Genomic DNA, 18,197 nt, shown 5'->3' with positions numbered 1-18,197 from the left:
TCAGCTCGTCGGCGCCAGCCCCGCCAGGGCGGCAGTGATGTCGAATGCGTCGACGGTCATCAGTTCCTCGTTGGACATATTCGCGATATCCGCGTTGTCGCGCGTGAACCGGTAGTCGCGTTCGGCCTCGGCCGCCTCCACCACATTGCGGACGAACCGGCCGTTACCGGCCAGATCGATCAGGCGGCGGCCGTTGCGGGTCTGCTGCGCCAATTCCGCGCAGCGGTCCCGCAGCACCTCGCGCGCCTGGTCGGACAGGATCGAATCCTTCTTGCGCGCAATGTGATCGGCGATCTGGACCAGTTCGTCGGCGTCGTAACTGGCGAACCGGATGCGCTTGGTGAAGCGGGAGGCCAGACCGTCGTTGGACGCCAGGAAGCGGTCGATCTGGTCCTCGTAGCCGGCGATGACCACCACGAGTTTGTCGCGGTCGTTCTCCATCCGGGCCAGCAGCGTATCGACGGCTTCCTTACCGAAGGCGTCGCCGCCGGACAGTCCCTCCTGAATCAGGGTGTAGGCCTCGTCGATGAACAGCACACCACCGAGGGCCGAGTCGATCAGCGCATTGGTCTTCGGCGCGGTGTGGCCGAGGTGAGTACCGACCATATCGTTACGCGAGACCTCGATGACGTCGGCGTTCTCCACCACACCCAGGCCCGCGAAGATCTTGGCGATCACTCGGGCGATGGTCGTCTTACCGGTACCCGGCGGGCCGGAGAAGATCAGATGCTGGGTCTTGGATTCCACCGCCAGCCCGCGTTTGGCGCGAACCTGATCCATCAGGACCCCGGACTTGAGCCGCTCGACCTGTTCCTTGACCGAGTCCATGCCGATCTGCGCGGCCAGCAGATCCGACGCCTCGGCCAGCAGGGTGTCGCGCTCGGCCTTGGCCGCGGTGGCGGCCACCTCGGCCGGGTCGTCGCCCGAGGACGGATCCCAGACGTTCGTCCGGGAACCGATCACCTCGGGGGTCACCACATCGAAGCGATAGCTCTTGTCGCGCACGGCCCGCTGCCACAGCGGCCGCTCGGACCACAACGCGGAACCCTGCAGCCCCGCCAGAACCTTCTCGGCGGCATCGTGGTCACCGTTGTGCCGCAACAACATTCCGAGCAGGAAGTGCGCATCCGCCCAGATGTAGGACAGGCTTCCGGAGGCGCTGTCCTCGACGATGCGCTGGGCGCGCGGCATGGCCTCGCCGAATCGTCCCATCCGCGCCAGGGACTCGGCGGCCATCAACTCGGCGGCGATATCGAGCAGGCCGTCCTCGAGGACCGGTTTGGCCGTGCGCGCGGCCAGCAGATCCGGCCAGCGATCGGTGCGGTAGTACAGCGACATGCGAACGAAATCGGAAACGTCGTCGCTGGGCACCTGATCGAGAATGGCCGCGGCCTCTTCCCATTCGCCGCCCTGGGCGTACGAGCACGCCTGCGCGATCGCGATCTGATCGCGGTCGGCCATCGCCACCCGCAGCCCGTACATACCGAGCTCCACCTGACACCACAGCGCGCGATCGACCAATCCGGCGCGCTGTTGATCCCGGTACAGGTTGTGCACCGACCGGTAGGCGCCGTAGATGACTTCGGAGGTGATCTCCCCCGCCATCGCGCGCCCCAGCCAGGCATCGCACATATCCGGATCCAGATCGGTGGCGGCCCGGAACGCCGCCAACGCATTGTCTTCGTTGCGAACCCCGCCGGCAACCAATCCCAGTGATTGAACACCCGTGTAGAACGCGTCCTCGGCCGCTGACACCTGGACATCCCTTCCGCCGCACTCGCCTGCCCGAACGATAGACACCCAGGCCGCCAGCCGTGGGAGCGCTATTCCCATTCTTGGGAAATACGAGCGACGCGTCACGGTTCGCTACAGCACCAGCGGTTTCGCCGAATCCCCTGGGAGCGAGACATTTTCCCACCGGCGCCGCCGCCACACGACTCGGCGACCCATGGCGTAGGCCGGCACTTATTTGATGAGCCGTCGTAAGACGTGCCGTCATTCAACGGTATATTGCGTAGCGGGTCGGCAGTCCTCATCCTGACGGCCCGAACCTCGGGGCGGCGGCCATGAACCGCGATCCGGTAACCGACCGCCGTGGGGTGCAGGCCCGCAGCCCTGCACGGGCCGGTATCACCCACCGATGCCGGCCACCCGCCCGGCGGCCGGTGGTGTCAGCAGACCACCGGCCGCTCCCACCTCGACGACAACTCACATGACGCGGACGACGACGGCTTCACTGGGCATTTTCGCCCACCGTACGGTCGCACCCGAGTACGGCGCCTCGATCACCATCCCGTTCCCGGCGGCGAGCTGCACGTGCTCGGGCCCGCGCGCGGAGAACGAATCGGCCGGGAAGACCAGATCACCCGGCCGCACATCGCGAGGCGAAATCCGCTCCCCACAGTAGATCTGCTCATATGTCGTGCGCGGCAAGTGAACTCGGCCGTCGGTCGCTTCCGCGACCGCGTACTGGGTCAGCCCCGAACAGTCGAAGCCGCCGCCGCTCGGCCCGCCGGCGCCACCACCGCCCCATACGTAGGGCGTGCCCAGCCAGGCGCTCGCCGCACTCACCGCCTTACCGCCGGCGGTGCCGTCCGACGGAACCGGACGACTGCGCACCGCGCTCGGGAGTGCACCACCACCGCCCCCACCGGCCCGGGTTCGTATCCGGGAGCGACGCCGGCTGCGGCCTGCGGGCGTGATCCGCCGGTGGACCGGAGCCGGGGCGGACGGCGGCTGGATCGTCGCCGCGTGGCGGTGCGCCGCGGCCACATCGGCATCCACCTGTTTGGTCGCGTCGGCGATGGTGGCGTGCGCGGCGTTCAACAGTGCCGGACCGCTGAACCGCAGATCGCCGACCCCCGCGATGGCTTGCAGCCGCGATTGCAGGTCGGCGATCCGATTGTTGAGCGCATTGCGTCCGGTGACCGTGCCGTCGCCGGCGGCGGCGACCGCCTTGTGCACGACCGCGTCCTTGCCTGCCTGGGACTCGGCGATCGATACCTGCATGCCGCGGGCGTCACTGTAGTGGCGGGCGATGGAGCCGTTGTGGCTGTTGTCGATATTCGCGACGGTGGTCGAGACCGTGCCGGCCGTACCCGGTGCGGGACTGCCCTGGCCGTACAGCCCGAGCAGTGAGTTCAGCACCCCGTTGAGATCGGTGGTCAGATCAGGCGCCATGCAATCGCCCCGCCCTCACTCATCCGCCCGCCTCCTGTGCCGGCGCCGCTGGATGGCCGACGTGAATTCCAGATCTCCCGCACTCGGAAGACTGGTTTCCGACTATGCGACACCGATCGTGTTATGGCGAAACGACCGAGCTTCCCATTTGCGGGAAGCGCCGACAATGATGTCGTCGGTGGCGGAAAGGATTGTCGGGCATGGCGGAGATGGATATCGACCCCGCGGGGCTGCGCCAACTGGCACAACAACACACCAAGGTCGCGGGAGTCACCCTCGTACAGGCAGACCCCGCCACAGCCATCGCTCCCGGGGAGAAGCCGCCTACGGATGGTAAGCCCGGGCATAAGCCGCCTACCGATGGCAAACCCGGCGACAAGCCGCCCACCGACGGGAAGCCCGGGGGCAAACCCGGAACCGACCACACGACCGGTGGGCCCACGCCGAAACCCACCCCGCAAGCGGACGGCATCGGTCAGCACTACGGCAAGCCGATCGAACTCGCCCCGCCACCGGGTGCGTCGCCGGCGCTGACGAGTTTCGTCGCGCTGGCGGAAACCGCGATCCAGACCACTGTGGATCTGCTGGGGCGTGGCATGACCACGCCGCCGCCCAATGTGAACGATCTGCTCACCACCACCGTCTATCAAAACCTCGGCAAGGGCGAGGCCAGCGACGTCTACCAGCAGACCCTGACCAAGGTCCGGGCCCGCCAGAGCTACCTGCTGCAGATGGACGCCGAGGTCGTCAAGACGTCTATCAAGGTCAAAGACGGCAAGGATCAGACGCTGGCCGCTGTCATGGCCGACGTGAACAAGTTGAAGGATGCTCTCAAGGTCGATCTGCGGCCGCTCAGCAAGAAGCTGAAGGCGGCCAAAGAGCTCAAACTCATGGAGCAGATCGCCGACACCCTGGACTCGGTGTGCCAGAAGGTTTCCGCGGTCGCCGAATACAACGCGAACATGGCCGGTGGTGGCAACAGCAAGAACGGATCCGGTCAGGGCTCCGGCTCCGGCAGCGGTTCCGGGGCGTCGAGCGGTACCGCAACGTCCGGCGGCGCCGCGCAGGCAGGCACCGGCGGCGACGGTGGATTGGGCGGGCTCGCGCAGATGCTGGGTCCGCTGGCCATGATCTTGCCGATGGGTCTGATGTCCCTGGCGCCGATGGTGCAGCAGTTCATCCAGAACAATGCCGAACAGCACCGCAGGGAAGAAGAGGAACGCAAGGAGCGGGAGGCGGAGCAGACGCAGCAGAACGGCGCCGCACCCAACGCGCAAGCCGCGCCCGCGGCTCCCGCCGCCGACCCGAATGCGGCGCCGCCCGCCGGTGCGGCCCCGGCGGCGACGGCTCCCCAGCCGGGCGGTATCACCGCCGACCCGGCAGTCATCACTCCGCCGCCGGCCGACGGCACCGCACCGGCCACGGTCGCGCCGGCGACCACACCACCAGGCACCTCCGCGCCCGCCGTTACCGCCCCCTCGGGGGGCGGTATTCCGGGCGCACCCGCCTGACCCGGGCATCCCCGGCACACAACTGCGCGCTCACCGACCGGTCCGGCCGTGCGCGCGTGCCCATACCCGAAACTTCCGGGAATACCTGGGCCGCAATCTCTTTCATCGGCCCGCGCCTACGACTGCTCGGACGGTGGGGTGACCACCGGCGGCGCCACCACCGGCGGCGCCACCACCGGCGGCACGACCGCCGCCCCGCGCGGCGGACCGGCGGCGACGCTCGGAGCCGATACCGGCCCGGACACGGTGACCGGGCGGTCCACCGTCGTAGGCTCGGCGGCCGTGACCGCGGCCGGAACCTCCACGAACTGCGGATGATTCACGATCTGGTCGTAGGCGTAAGCCGCGTCGCGCAATTGTTGCCGACCGGGTTCACCGGCGAGCACCAGCAGGAGTTCGTTGCAGCGACGTTCGAAGACCATGGCACGTAACGTCGCTCCCTCCTCGTCGATGCGAAGGTCACCCGGCGCCACCCGGGCGACGTCCACGCGCCGCGAAAGCATTGCCGCCGCGAGCAGGTCGTCGGCCTCGCGTAGTTGTTCCCACCATTGCGGCGACACCTCCTGCCCGGCCTCCAGAACGGCGAGGATGCGATCGCGGATGCGACGGGACTCGGCGGAATCGGCCGCGGCCGTCCCGCTGCGCACCAGCTTGGTGTGGGCGTCGGTCACCAACTCGAGGCAGCGGGCGTACGCGCGTGAATCCGATACTGCCGCAATGGGACCGGCGGCTTCCGGCGATCCGGCCAGTTCGAGGCGATCGACCGTGTCCGGGGTGTGTACCCGGAGATCGACGTCGTAGGCCGGGCCGACCAGGTCCGCCATCGCGATATCGGAGAACCGTGCCCGCAACTCACCGTCGATCGAGGCGGACGAGGCCAGGGCCACCAGCGATGCGTTCGCCTTCGGGCCCCATGCCAACCCGAATTCGACCAGCACGCGGGCCGGGTCCGAGATCCCCTCCCAGGGCGAGGCGGCACGGCCTGAGCCGTCGTCGAGCATCTGGTCCCACAGCCACGGCGTCGACACCTCCCGAGGGAGATAGATCCCCGCCGGCAACCAGCCCCGTCCCTCGTTCGAGGTGATGAACACCCCCGCCCCGGCCGGGCCGCGCATCACGCCGACCGCCCAGTGCATTCCCACCGCCGGCGTATCCGCGGCGGCCAGCACCGCCGCCAGCAAGGTGCGCGCGACCAGGAGGTCGTTGTCGACCGCATCGCCCACCACGTAGGCCGGCTCGGCCTCCTTGTCCTTGGCCGCGGCCACCGCGGCGGCGAACGGCGTGACGACCGGTACCGGCGGCATGTCGTAGCGTCCCGTGGCGCCGGTCGGCGGCTGCTGCGCCGATCGGTCGTCGGCACCCACGCCCGCGCCGACGGTGGCCGGCGTCGCCACTCCACCGACCGGGGTACCCGCGGCGGCGGCCGCCGCACCGGTGTTGACGCCGGAACCGGACCCGGCCTGGGTGCCTGTGGAGTCCACGGCGCCCATCGGTGCGGCAGCTCCCGGTGCGGCGGCGGCGACGCCGGGGACGGTCGCGCCCGGCGATTGGTCCGCCGCGTCCGGGTGTTGCTGACCGGCGCCCGGCGTCTGCGGACCGGTGACCGAAGGACCGCCGTCGAGCGGCGACGTGCCGAGGGGCGAGATACCCGCCGGCGTGCGGCCGTCGCCGGGGCCGAAGGTGTGGCCGTTCGGCGCAGCGTGCGCCGGTGTTCCCTGCGGTGACCCGTGCCCGCCGATCTCGTCGCCCGCTCGGCGGAAATCCGATGCGATGCCGTGGTCGGCGTTTTCATAGGACTCGGCCGCGGCGATCAACTGATCCGCGGTGTGGTCGTGGTCGTCCGCCAGCTTGTCACCCGCTCGTTTGCGGGCGTCGTAGTAGTCGTCGAGGGCATCCTTGACCGGCTGGGCGATCTTGCCGTACGTGGGGATGAAGCTGGCGAGCCAATCGTACGGCGGTTGCGCCCATTCCCGGGTTTCGCGCGCGACCTGACGGTGTTGCTCTGCCAGTTGACGCAGCACCGCAGGGTCGATCTCCATCTCCGGCATGCCGCACAATCCTTTCCGCCACTGACGAGATCATTGTCGGCGCTGGACAATCCCCACTGCCGGGCGCTGTTCCCAGCGCAGGGAAGTTCTGGGCGCGCACGGCATTCGACCGGCTACGGTCCACCGCTCCCTGGCGCTCACCGCCGCGTGGGGCCGACACTGACCGACGAGGTCCGAGGCGGTCCCGGCGGCGTCGGATCCGGTCCCGGCGGGGCCGCGGCCAATTCCGCCAATTGCGCATGTGCGTACACGGCGTCGCGCAAGGTTTGGCGAGTCGGTTCGGCCGCGAGCAGCAGGACCAGTTCGTCACAGCGTCGCTGGCACACCATCGCACGCAGGACCGCGGCCTCTCCCCGGGCGCCGGACTCCGACCGCAACTCGCCGAGCGCTACGCGGGACACATCCGCGCGCAGCGGCAACATCGATGCGGCGACCAGCGCGTCGGCGTCGCGCAGTTCGTCCCACAGCGGTTCCGGCACGGCCTTGCGCTGCGCGATCGCCTGCAGAATGCCGGCGCGAATCGCCCCGGCTCCCAACGAATCCGGCGCCCGCCCCAGTGCGGCGGCCCGGGCGTGGCCGTCGCGCGCCAATTCCACACACCGCTCGGCGATGCGATCCGGAGCAGTCGCGGCAACGCGATCGGCCAGCTGCGCCGACCCCACGAGTTCGAGCCGGTCGGCCAGACCCGCGGCCGGCGTACCGAAATCCATCACCGCCGCGGCCGCGACCGAGCCCTCCGTCGGAACCGCACCGAGCTGGGCACTCAGCGTGCCGTCGATCGGCTGCGAGGAAACCAGCGCCGAGAGCCGCGCCCCGATCTTCGCGCCCCAGGCGATTCCGAATTCGGCCAGGATGCGCGCCGGATCGCCGACGCCCTCCCAGCCACTGCCATCGGACTCCGACCATACCCACGGAGTGGACAATTCCCGCGGCAGATACAGTCCGGCCGGCAGCCACCCGCGCCCTTCGTTGGACGTGACGAATGCGGTCACGCCGCCGGAATGACGCAGCACCGACACCGCCCAGTCCACACCGAGCGCCGAATCCCCGGCCGCGGCGAGCAGACTGCTCAGCAGGCTGCGGGCCAACACCAGATCGCCGTCGACACGTTCGCCGAGTACGAAGGCCGGGGCCGACGCCGCCACCATGGCCGCGCCGACCGCATCCCGAACGACCTCGTCGCTGCCGGGCTGTCCCGGAATACGCTGCGGGGGAATCGCTTTCGCCACCGGTGGCGCAACCGGGGATCCGGGTGGGCCGGGTGGATTGCCGACCATGGGCCCCTTCCCCCCGGGCGCGGAGATCCGCGAGTCCGGTGGCGATCCGGGGCGGGTGTCGGCACCGGCCGGCGGCGGGGTCGCCTGCGCCGCGGGCGCGTTCATCCGATCGATGGGGGCCGATACGGCGGGACCGAGCGCCCCAGGCTGGGGTACGACCAGGGGCGCCGACATCAGCCCACCCGCCGCGAGGCTCGACGCGCCGATCGGAGCGATCGGGCCCAGCTCGGCACGATGTCCCGCCTCGTCGTGTTCGGTATCGTCGTCCGGATTCGACATGCGGGCGAATTGCGCTGCGCCGGAGTCGTTCTCGTCCTGACCACGCCCGGACTCGGAGCCGTGCCCGGCGGCAGGCTCGACATGTGTGTCCGAGGCGGTCCCGGACACCGGGGCGTCCGGCTCGTGCGAGGCACCGGAATCGACCATCGGTGCGGCGTCCACGGTATGGTCACCGCTGTCGCCGGGTCCGGCGTGATTCGGTCCGGCGGGCGCCCACCCGGAGTTCTGCCCCGGGGCAGGCGCACCACCGGCCGGTGCCGTCGGAGCCGGCGCGTTCGGCGCTTGGTCCTGAGGGCCCGCCGACGGGGACGGCATGTGATCGACCGTGGCCGGCGGGTCGCCGAACAGCCGATCCCGCAGCCGATCCGCGATGTCCTCGAACGGCGGTGGAACATGAGAGAACATTCCCGGATCGAGCCGAACCATCCCGGGGAGGAACGGGAAGCGCGGCATCGGATCGTGCATCGGACCAGGCATCTGCTGGTGCGAGCCGCCGCCGGGGTTCCGGGGGCGGCCGCCGGCCCCGGGCCCACCGTCCTGCCGCCGTCCCGGGCCGCCCGGACCGTTGCCCCGCGTCCAGGGATTCGGCCGGCCCAGCAATTCGGCGATCAAGGCGAGCTCCGGAAGCCCCTGGGGGCCCAACATGTTCAGCGCATTGCGCTCGACGTCGGCGACCTCGTCCCGAGCCTCTCGGACGATCGCCGAGATCCGCCGCTGTTCGGCGGCTTCGTCCTCGTTTCCGTTCTTGTCGGTCTCCTGCTGCCGGACCCGCTGGATATCGGCGTCCGCACGATCGACGATGTCGAGGATCCGATGCCGGGTGCGATAGTCGATGTCGCCGATCTGCCCGAAGGTATCGGACGCGGCGACCAGGGCATCCACCAGCTTGCGCAAGCTGTCCTGCTGGTTCAGCATGTCGCGTTTGGCCGGCTCCAATCCTTCGCTGGACGGAACGCGTTCGGAAAACAGGCGCCGGGCACGATCGGCCTCCTCAGGGTCCATCGCCGCGGCGGCGTCGCGAACCATCGTCTGGAGGTTGTACCAATCCGACGGTGGAATCGTGGGCCAATGCTTGCCGACGATCGTTTCCCAATAGGGGCTGCCGTGCTCGGAACCCATGCGCGTCAGACCGATCGCACGCCGGCGCCGGTATCGATATCCGCGTCGTAGAGGGCGTTCACGGCATCGCGCACGGCAACGTTCGTGCCATCGCTGTGGCCGTTGCGCGCGGTCACGAAGTCGCTGATCCACTCACCGACTCGTTTGCCGATCTGCGTCGCCTGATCGTCGAATTTCGCTCCCGTGCCCTCGCGATAGTGCGTAGGCGAATATTCGACGTGCTGTGACGCCCGTCCGGTGTTCGCGGTGACGGCGACGTGGAACTGATCCGACGCGTTTATGGAGCTTTGTTGATCGTCCATCTCCAGCATGACGGACTCCTATCTGTAGTCACAGCGTGGTGCCGAATTCGGCGCTCTCCATCGCCCGGTAGGACGCCTCGGTCGGCAGATCGAACGAGTCCACCGTGTAGGGCCGCGCGCCGTTGTACTCCATCTCCGCGCGCAGCCCGACGCGAGATTTCATATGCGCGAGCCGCGCCAGTCGCAGGATCTCGTTGGCGAGCCAGCTGTCGCCGTTGTCGCGCGCCTCGTCCGACAGGTGCAGACCCACCACCTCGCCGTCCCGGTCGCAGGCGACGCCGACGCTGTGGTCGGGATTGAAGACCTCGTAGGTCATCGACTTCCAATCCGGCGCCGGTGCATCGGATTCGGTGTCGTAGTCGTCGAATTCCAGATCGTCGTTCATCCGTTCTCCTGTGTCTTGCGGGACTCGCGGGACACCCGCACCCGGTCGGGCCGAGGGGAAGGCTTCGCGGTGTGTCTCATCGGCCCTCCGAAAGTTCAGGGGCGAGCGCTCCTCGCGGCGGTGGTGCGCCGGCGCCGACGGGTGGCGCGACGCTCGCGGCCGGCGGTGGTTCGTTCGAACCCGCCGGTGATTCTCCGGTTCCCGACATCCGGTCGACCAACTCGCTCCAGGCCGCGTCGCCGACCGTCATCACCTGGCGCAGCGACCAGAATCGCGAGCCCAGATACATCTCCCCGGTCCCGTCGGGTTCGACGTCCAGATGGTCCGGGCCCTCCGCTCCGTTGAGCGTCACCGTGGTCAGCGGCGGATTCATATCGTCGATATTGATGATCGTCGCGCCGCCGCCCGGGATGAACGAGCGGCGGCAGCGTGGACTGTTACCGATCGCCACCTCGGCACTGTTGGTGGAGATGGTGATCTCCGGATTCAGCAGCAGTTGCAGAACCCACGACCGGGCGGCCGCCTCGGGCTGATCGGCGTTGATCGAAATAGTCAGGGCCGCAGCGAGATCCACCACCAGCATCGCCTCGGAGGTGGTGACACCGACGATCACGAGCCGCTTCGGCGAACCGACCGGATGGGGCAGATCGTCGGCGGCGAAGGTGCTCACGTCGGAGCTGGCGCCCGAAGCCGGATGAGCTCCCACCATTCCGGTCGCCACGTCGATGGTGAACGCCGCGATCGGGTGCAAACTGCGCTCGCCCACCCCCGCCAGCCGCACGAGGCCCTCCTCGTGCAGCCAGCGCACGGTGTCGGCGACGGTGACCGCCGCGGGTTCGGTCACGACAGCTGCTCCACCGGTTGCCCACCGACACCCTCGGTCTCGGGCGACGGCTCGGCATCCATGATCACCTGGTACTGGCGTCCGGCGTCGGCCGAACTCTCGCGGATGGCGGACATGATCTCGGCGACCAGTTCATCTGCCTCGAACCGGTCGACCGTGCCGGGTGCCAGGTACAAGTCGGTCAGCCGCCCCATCGCATCCACCTCGGGTATGACGGCACCGCTCGGCGACGGGCGCCGCGCTCGGATCGCGTCGATACGTTCCCGCAGATCGGCGATCTTGTGGCGTAATTCGCGGGCGGCGTCCAAAGCCGCTTGGACGTCGGGATGGATTCCACTCATGCGCTACCTCCGGATTGACTCGGGGTCTGGTTGGCGGGTGACGGCGTCGGGGGTGTGACGGTCGGTGCGATGGTCGGCTTCTCACCGATGACCTGCTCGGTGTGCGGGGTGTCGTCGACGTACATCAGCCGATCGGGATGCCATGCCACGACCCGGTTGCGTTCGTTGCCGCCGCCGCCACCGCCCATACCGGGCGCCATCGGCATGTACGGCATCATCGGCGACCCACCGGCGGCGCCGCGGGCCGCCGCGGCCGCCGAGGAGGACAGCGGCTCGATCACCGGTGTGCGAGGCATATTCGACGCACTGCTCGCCGCGGTCCCGGCCATGGACGCGGACGCCACCATCGGCATCGGGCCGACGCTGACGGTCGGTGTGCTCGTGGAGCCGCTGTCCAGCCCGCTGGTGATGTCCCCGATCGGCATCGCGCCACCGCCTCCGTAACCGCCACCGGCGGAACCGTAGTCGGGGTAGCTGCCGTAGTCGTAGTCGTAATCGGAGCCGTCGAGCCCGTCGAGCGAGTCCGTGCTGCCGCCCTGGCCCAGCTGCGACATCATCCCGCCCTGCATCAGCGAGCTCATCATCGTGGGCAGCATCTGGGCCAGCATGCTCATGTCGCTACCGCTCGAATCACTCTGCGAGCCCGAGGTTTCCGACCCTTTCGAGGGAGTCTTCGAGTTCACCGCCGTGGAGTAGTCGGTGACCGTCTGGGCCGAGCGCGCGTTCTGTTCCTGGAACTTCGCCAGCGCATCCTGCACGCCGAGTTCGTTCTTCGAGCGCATCGCCGAGACCAGTTCTTTGCGGGCGGCGATGATCTCCTGGGGCGTGGGATGTTTGGCCTTCGCCGCGGTGAAGGCGTCGGCGTAGTTCTGGGCGTTGTCCGCCAGATCCCCCAGCGCGGATCCGAGCTGGTCGAGCCAGCTGCGGTGTTTCGAGAGTTGCTGTGCTGCCGCCGATCCCACCGGTGTCCAGTGCTGCATGCGCAGCGCGGCCTGATCCAGACCGCTGGTGGCATCGGCATGCGTGGTCGACAGGTAGTTCCGCACGTTTTCGGCGAAGCGAGCCGCGCCTCCCGGCCCCGGGCCGGTATGCAACTGCTGGGCGAAGGTCAGCGGATCGACCTCCGCGCCGACGGCCGGCAATCGGAAGGTCGGCGCGAACCGCGGTGTGTGCGGCGGAGTCTCGCCCACCGGGTTGGTCAGCATGTCCGAACCCGCGCCGCCGATATCGCGCCCGGCCTGTTCGTCGGCCTCGGTGTAGTCCACCGCGGCGGCGCCGATGTTCCAGGCGGTGCGATGCACCTCGTTCAACGCCCCGAGCACACCGTTGTACAGATCCTGCGCACTGCCGTTCAGCTGCGGCACCGCTTGCGCGGAAATCGGATCCGCTCCGGCGGGGACCACCCAGCCCCTGGGCAGGGTGCCGCCACTGTTCTGCGCCATATCGGCCAGCGACGATGCCGCCGAAATCAGTTCCGTCGGATCAACATTCAACGCTACGACCTCCTCTCACCCTCCGGCCGTCAGATCGTCTGAGTGCCGGCCAGTGCCGACATCGTCGGACCGCCGGCGGACGGATCACCCGGTGCGGGCACCGCGGGCATGGCGTCACCGTGCGCGGCGCCCGTGCCCTCGATACCGGCCGGATGCGCGAACCCGCTGAAGTCGCCGAAATCGCCACCCACATCGGACATGTGCGCATCGAACCGCTTCAGCTCACCGCAGACGACCACCTGCAGCGCATCACTGCCGTCACCCGAACCGGCCGAGGTGTCGCCCGAGCCGGCCGAGGGATCACCGGAACCGCCCGACACACCGGTGAAACTCGCGGCACCGGTGAAATTCGCGGCGGCGGCGGTGGCCGGATCACCGGATCCGAAGGCGACGACGATCGCCGCGTGGTCCTTGTCCCACAGCGCGACATCGCCGGTCATCAACTGGCTCGGATCGATCCGCGCGCCGACCTGCTTGTTGTCCGACCACTTCGCCGTGGTGCCGGAATAGGCCGCCTTGGCGTCCGTGCCCTTGGTATTGGCGAAGGCCGCGTCCAGCGCCTGGGCGACGACCGGCGACACCTTCTGCTTCCGCTGGAAGTCGGGCGGGAAGGCGTATTCGATCATGCCGTCCGAACCCGGCACCCGCGGCGGCGGCGTGGTCCCGCCCGGCTGCGAGGACGTCGCGTTCGGAGGCGGACCGCCGGCGGTATTCGACACCGGCGCGGCGTTGTTCTGATTCGACCACGGCGTCGACGGCGCGGGTTGCTGTGGCTGCGCCTGTGCCAGCGGCTGCACCGCCCGATCGATCCGATTCGGATCCAGATCGTCGCCACGGTTGCGCAGCGAGTCTGTGAGCGATCCGTAAGGATCCATGCCCATGCCCATCCCGTACGGATTCATGTACGGGTTCATCCCCATTCCCCCCATGCCCGTCGGATCCATCATTCCCCCCAAACCCGAACCCAGCGAAGGTGATTCGACCGGACTTGCCATCGACGAGGTCGGTGACATCGCCGAGTCCTTGATCTGCTGAATCGCATCGTCGATCTTCGATTTGGCGTCGTCGGCCGTAGAGGTGTTGTCGGTCGGCAGTCCGGTATCGGGGTCGATGGTGGTGTCCTTGCCCAAGTTCTCCAGCCCGCTGTCGGCACCGAGGTTCAAGCCGGAGCCATTGCCCGCATCGCCGCCGTTCCCACCGGCATTGAGCTTCGCCAATGCGCTGTCCAGTTGCGACTGAATGGCGGCATCGTGCTGCTGCTGCCCCTTCTCGAAATCCGCCGCCCAGGATTTGATGGCATCGGCGGCGGCCTCGTTCTGTCCGGCAGCCGACTCCACCGAGTCGGTCAGTTCGGAGTACGCCTGGTCCATCATGTCGATGAATTCGATCTCCAATACCTGACCTTCCTCGAGCGAGGAGATCGACGCAACGTTGTAATTGATGCCCTTGACCAGGTTCCCGAGCTGTTCGAGTCCGTCCGCGGACGTCTTCTTTACGTCGTCGACCTTCGCACCTACCTTCGCCAGCGAAACATCCCAGCTCGCAGCCTTCGTATTCATGCTGCCCACAGCGTTACGGTATTGAGTTGCCAATTCCGACTGACCCTGCATTTTTTGGAGCATCTGCGGCTTCAGCGTCGGTGTTTTCACCACCGCCACCGGCTTACCCTTCTCGGGCTCACCGAAGAGATTCGCGTTCGTGCCCAGCGCTTGTGCCAGCGACAGAGCGGTTTTCGTTTCATCCGACATACCAGCGCCGTATCTGGTCGTTCAAGCCCTTCGGATAGAGCAGAAACCCGGTGGGACTTTCGATCGCCACCTGATAGCTCGGATCCTGCACGATAGGCTCTTTCGGGGGCGAGTCCATATATTGCTTGCCGCCCCACATGAGTTCGACATTCTGAGCCGTCGGTTTCGGTTTCGGGGTCTTGTCTCCGCCCCCGCTGTCGGATGAGGACGATCCCCCGCTCCGCCCTCCCGCAGTGTTGGACCCGATCGTCGCGCCCAGGGATCGCAAACCGGTGTTGCCCCAACCCCCTTGCCGGAATCCAGGCTGCTTGGCCCGCCCTTTGCCGCCCCGAAGTTCCTTTCCCGCGCGGTCCAGGATCTTCTTGCGCTGCTGCATTTTGGAGACCGAGAATCCCGGGTCGTCGGCCTTTATCTGGGCGTCCTCCCATTTCTTCTGTGCAGCGGCTGCGTCCGTCTCCGCTGTCTGCACCGCTTTCTGAGCGCTCCGCCGGCCCGGAATATTCGCTCTGTTCGTATTGGCGAGTTTGTTTCTGGCTGCCTCGAGTGCGTCATCGGCAGTCTTCCACTCGCCGGCGGCCTTGGATGCGTCGGCCGACAACGCCGTCGCCTTCCCGAGAGCAGACTCGGTCCCCTTGGCGCCGAACCGCGCCGCGGCTCCGAGACCGCGCCCCACCCCGTCGCCGATCAGGCTGCCCGCGGCACCGTAGCCGCCCGACTTCATCACGTCGCCCACGTTGGTATCCCCCTCGACCAACGACTCGGTCGCTCCGCCGGCGAAGCCCGCGACCACCGACCCACCCAGGCCGGGAGCCACTCGACTCACGACGGCAGTCACGGCGAGGTTTGCCGCCAGACCCATCAAGCTCATACGAATCTCCTATGCCGGTACCGACACCTGCCCGCCGGCCGAGTAGTCGACGGGGATCGCCGGTGCGGGTGGTTGCGAATCGCTGGTCGCTTCTATGCCGGCGGGATGGGCAAAGCCGGCGAATCCGCCGAAGTCACCTTGCTTATCGCTCATGTGAGCGTCGAACTGCTTCAACTCACCTTGGATGATCACCTCCAGAGATGTATTGCCGTCATCACCGAAAGCGACCACCAACGCGGTCCGCTGATCCCACGTGGCGATGTCGCCGGTGATCAACCGGCTGGGATCCACCGGATCGCCGATCTCCTTGCCGTCGGGCAGTTTCGCCGCGGTCTTCTCGTAGGCGTGCCGCGCATCCGTTCCTGCGGCGTTGCCGAACGCGACATCCAACGCCTGGGCCACCACGGGCGATACGACCTGGCTTCGTCCGTCGGGGAACGTGTAGACCATCACACCGTCGGCCGGCCGTGACGCGGACACCGGCGTCACCGCCGCCGGACCCGGTCTCGACTGGGCCGACGGCGAACCGGCCTGGTTGGACGGAGGTGGTGTACCGGCCTGGGACGACGTGGCCGAAGTGGAATTCTGCGACGTCGGGCCACTCCGGGTAGCCGTCGACGGCGTCCCGGCAGACGCTGCGCGCAGCTCGGAGGCGGGCGCGCTCGCCGCGCCGGACACCGCTCGGGTCGACGTCGGGCCTCGGTTCTCCGGCATCGCATTCCCGGCGGCTCGGCGGGCGTCGGCCATATCGGCCAGTCCCCGCATCGCCAGCGGCAACGCGTAATTGGCGGGCGAGAAACCGGGTGTCGCAGTCGCCGGCGAGGTTCCGGCCGGGGCGGCGGTTCCGACGGTCGAGGTCGGGTTGTCGGCCTGCCTGTCGCTGGATGGGTCCTCCGTAGCAGCACTGTCGCTCGACCGCGCGGCGAGACCGCTCGGCGACCCCGCCGAGGTGACGAAGGACGAACTCGGGGCACTACCGGAGTCCCAATTCCACACCGGCGGAGCCGCCGGCGAATCCGCGGACGTGGAGTCACCGACAGATCCCACATATGGACCGGAGTAAGGCGAAACTCCGTCCGTACCGGTTGTATTCGTGGGCGCCTGCTTCGTAGACGGCGCGTCTTTCGGCGCAGGCGTTTGCTGGGCCGGTGGCGGGATCTCCCCGGCGAGCGCCTGAAATTGATTACTCAGATCCTGCATCGCCGCAGTCGCCATCGTGGTCGTGGTGAGAACGACTGTCATGACGTATTTGTCTTCGGTGATTTCTCCTCCATCGGATGCGATGCTCGCGTCCAACTCCCGGTCTTGCAGCAATTGGCCAAGATATTCGACATCTTTCGGATTGACCTTTGCCAGTTCGTTCAGCTTTCCGATCAATGTCCGCAGACCCGCGCGGCCCTCGTCACACAAGCCCCCTGCCTTATCCGGAATACCCACGATGATGCGATCGTTGTCCGACAGTCCTTCATAGTAGGCGTCGAGGGTATCCACCCACTCCTGATAGTTCGCGATCCGCGCTTTTTCCGCACCCGTGATCTTCCCTACCGGAAGCGTTTCGGGCACCTCGGATGCCTTCCCGTTTCCGAGGCTGTCCCAACTCATTTGATACATCTTGACGAGGGCGCGGTACCGCATTTCGACAGCCTTGTTGAGAACCAGCCCGTCAGGCAGGTTCCGCGGGTCGGGCATCAGAATATGCGGCATGTCAGGCATTGGCCGCGAGCTCGTTTTTGCTCATTATGTCGATGGTGGGCACGTCGCCGAACTTCTTCGGGTGGGCTTGATCCCACATCTGCCGCGCGGTCGACGGACCGGTCGCTGCACCCAGAATCCCCATATAGGTTCGGGACGATTTCAGGTGGGCGCCGCCGAGCTGGGTCGGGATCGTATTTCTGAACAGCCCCTTCTTACCGACGGCCAGCGCCGCCTTCTCGGCATCCCCCAGCGCATTCGCCTTCACCAACGACTTGCCGGCGAACAACAGCCCCTTCACACCCGCACCACCGCTCACCCCGCCACCCAGCAGGCCCCCGACCGCACCGAAAGCAGCACCGGCTCCGACGTTCTTCCAACTCCACCCGTCATCGAAGCCTGACTGCAGCGCCCCGGCAGCAGCCCCGACCAGCCCGGCGCCGATGGGCCCACCCAGCGCGAAACCGACCCCGGTCGCGACACCGACGGCGATATCGCCGATGTGGTCGGAAACGAAGTTCCCGACACCTTTGAAAAAGTTACCGAGGCCCATGCGATCACCTGCCCGGCCAGCAGTAGGTGCCAGTCATCCCGCGATCCCCGTCCTGCCGTGGGTCCGATCTCCCCCTCATTCTCGGGGATTCCCACTGTTGGGAATTCGATACGGAGCCGGACCGGCGAGGATTGAGAGGAGCTCGCGCACAGACGAATCGGTGCGCCGCGGCGAACCGGCCGGGATCGATGCGGAAGGAGTGCCGATGCCCCTCCTGCGGTCGCTCACCGCCTTCCACCGCTGGGGCACGGTCGCCCTCGTCCGCCCGAGGAGCGGCGAGTGACCAGTATCGAGAGCACGGCACCGGTGGTTGGCGACGGCTCGGCGGATCCCACCACCGATCCCCACGCGGACACCCGCCCCGACGCGGACGCCGCGGCACCTATCACGCCCTGGACAGCGCCTCGGCGGCAACAGGATTCGAGCGGTACCCGAGCCGCGGTGCCGAATACTTCTCCGTGGACGGATCAGCGCGGCACGTCCTCGCCGCAGAGTTCGGGAGTGCCGGAGCACTCGAGCACGTCGTCCGCATCCGGGTCATGGAGTCCCGCCTCCAC

The 18,197-nt window shown here is 67.9% G+C and carries 14 protein-coding genes; 1 reads left to right on the top strand and 13 read right to left on the bottom strand.

What is annotated here, in order from left to right; genetic code table 11:
• Both eccA and IRT45_RS37655 read right to left on the bottom strand, forming a co-directional pair.
• Nucleotides 1–1,755, bottom strand: a complete 1,755-nt coding sequence (eccA, locus tag IRT45_RS27825; RefSeq protein ID WP_030518538.1) for a type VII secretion AAA-ATPase EccA — start codon at nucleotides 1,753–1,755, stop codon at nucleotides 1–3.
• A gap of 453 nt (nucleotides 1,756–2,208) precedes the next feature.
• A complete protein-coding gene (locus IRT45_RS37655; RefSeq protein WP_194808814.1) occupies nucleotides 2,209–3,180 on the bottom strand; it encodes a C40 family peptidase in 972 nt (323 codons plus the stop codon).
• 200 nt (nucleotides 3,181–3,380) lie between these two features.
• Between IRT45_RS37655 and IRT45_RS27815 the strand changes: the two genes are divergently transcribed.
• Nucleotides 3,381–4,691 (top strand): hypothetical protein, encoded by a 1,311-nt coding sequence (locus IRT45_RS27815; protein WP_194808813.1) that lies wholly within the window; start codon nucleotides 3,381–3,383, stop codon nucleotides 4,689–4,691.
• Nucleotides 4,692–4,807: 116 nt separating this feature from the next.
• On the opposite strand, the gene IRT45_RS27810 is transcribed toward IRT45_RS27815, so the two are convergent.
• From IRT45_RS27810 to IRT45_RS27760, 11 genes are all read right to left on the bottom strand, one after another.
• Nucleotides 4,808–6,739, bottom strand: coding sequence for a type VII secretion target (locus IRT45_RS27810; RefSeq protein ID WP_194808812.1), 1,932 nt, complete (start codon nucleotides 6,737–6,739; stop codon nucleotides 4,808–4,810).
• 137 nt (nucleotides 6,740–6,876) lie between these two features.
• Nucleotides 6,877–9,414 carry a hypothetical protein gene (locus IRT45_RS27805; RefSeq protein ID WP_194808811.1) on the bottom strand — a complete coding sequence of 846 codons (2,538 nt, stop codon included), beginning with the start codon at nucleotides 9,412–9,414 and terminating at the stop codon, nucleotides 6,877–6,879.
• Nucleotides 9,415–9,419: 5 nt separating this feature from the next.
• The gene (locus IRT45_RS27800; RefSeq protein ID WP_194808810.1) at nucleotides 9,420–9,725 is read right to left on the bottom strand and encodes a hypothetical protein; all 306 of its coding nucleotides are present in this window, start codon (nucleotides 9,723–9,725) and stop codon (nucleotides 9,420–9,422) included.
• Nucleotides 9,726–9,744: 19 nt separating this feature from the next.
• Nucleotides 9,745–10,101 (bottom strand): hypothetical protein, encoded by a 357-nt coding sequence (locus IRT45_RS27795; protein ID WP_030518544.1) that lies wholly within the window; start codon nucleotides 10,099–10,101, stop codon nucleotides 9,745–9,747.
• Nucleotides 10,102–10,177: 76 nt separating this feature from the next.
• Nucleotides 10,178–10,945 carry a hypothetical protein gene (locus IRT45_RS27790; protein WP_194808809.1) on the bottom strand — a complete coding sequence of 256 codons (768 nt, stop codon included), beginning with the start codon at nucleotides 10,943–10,945 and terminating at the stop codon, nucleotides 10,178–10,180.
• Nucleotides 10,942–11,286 (bottom strand): YbaB/EbfC family nucleoid-associated protein, encoded by a 345-nt coding sequence (locus IRT45_RS27785; RefSeq protein ID WP_194808808.1) that lies wholly within the window; start codon nucleotides 11,284–11,286, stop codon nucleotides 10,942–10,944. The genes IRT45_RS27790 and IRT45_RS27785 overlap by 4 nt, the downstream gene beginning before the upstream one ends.
• Nucleotides 11,283–12,779, bottom strand: a complete 1,497-nt coding sequence (locus tag IRT45_RS27780) for a PPE domain-containing protein (protein ID WP_194808807.1) — start codon at nucleotides 12,777–12,779, stop codon at nucleotides 11,283–11,285. The genes IRT45_RS27785 and IRT45_RS27780 overlap by 4 nt, the downstream gene beginning before the upstream one ends.
• 29 nt (nucleotides 12,780–12,808) lie before the next feature.
• Nucleotides 12,809–14,527, bottom strand: coding sequence for a hypothetical protein (locus tag IRT45_RS27775; protein WP_194808806.1), 1,719 nt, complete (start codon nucleotides 14,525–14,527; stop codon nucleotides 12,809–12,811).
• Entirely contained in the window at nucleotides 14,517–15,395 is an 879-nt protein-coding gene (locus tag IRT45_RS27770; protein ID WP_194808805.1) for a hypothetical protein, read from the bottom strand. Before IRT45_RS27770 ends, IRT45_RS27775 begins: the two co-directional genes overlap by 11 nt.
• Nucleotides 15,396–15,404: 9 nt before the next feature.
• Nucleotides 15,405–16,997, bottom strand: a complete 1,593-nt coding sequence (locus IRT45_RS27765; protein WP_194808804.1) for a hypothetical protein — start codon at nucleotides 16,995–16,997, stop codon at nucleotides 15,405–15,407.
• 103 nt (nucleotides 16,998–17,100) lie between these two features.
• Complete coding sequence (locus IRT45_RS27760) at nucleotides 17,101–17,640, bottom strand: hypothetical protein (protein WP_194808803.1); 540 nt, start codon at nucleotides 17,638–17,640, stop codon at nucleotides 17,101–17,103.
• Between the last annotated feature and the right edge of the window lie 557 nt (nucleotides 17,641–18,197).

This window comes from Nocardia sp. BSTN01, from assembly GCF_015354405.1.
In the GTDB taxonomy this organism is placed as follows: Bacteria; Actinomycetota; Actinomycetes; order Mycobacteriales; family Mycobacteriaceae; genus Nocardia.
Note: the sequence above shows the minus strand (reverse complement) of the source record. Positions and strands in the feature narration are given on the sequence as shown.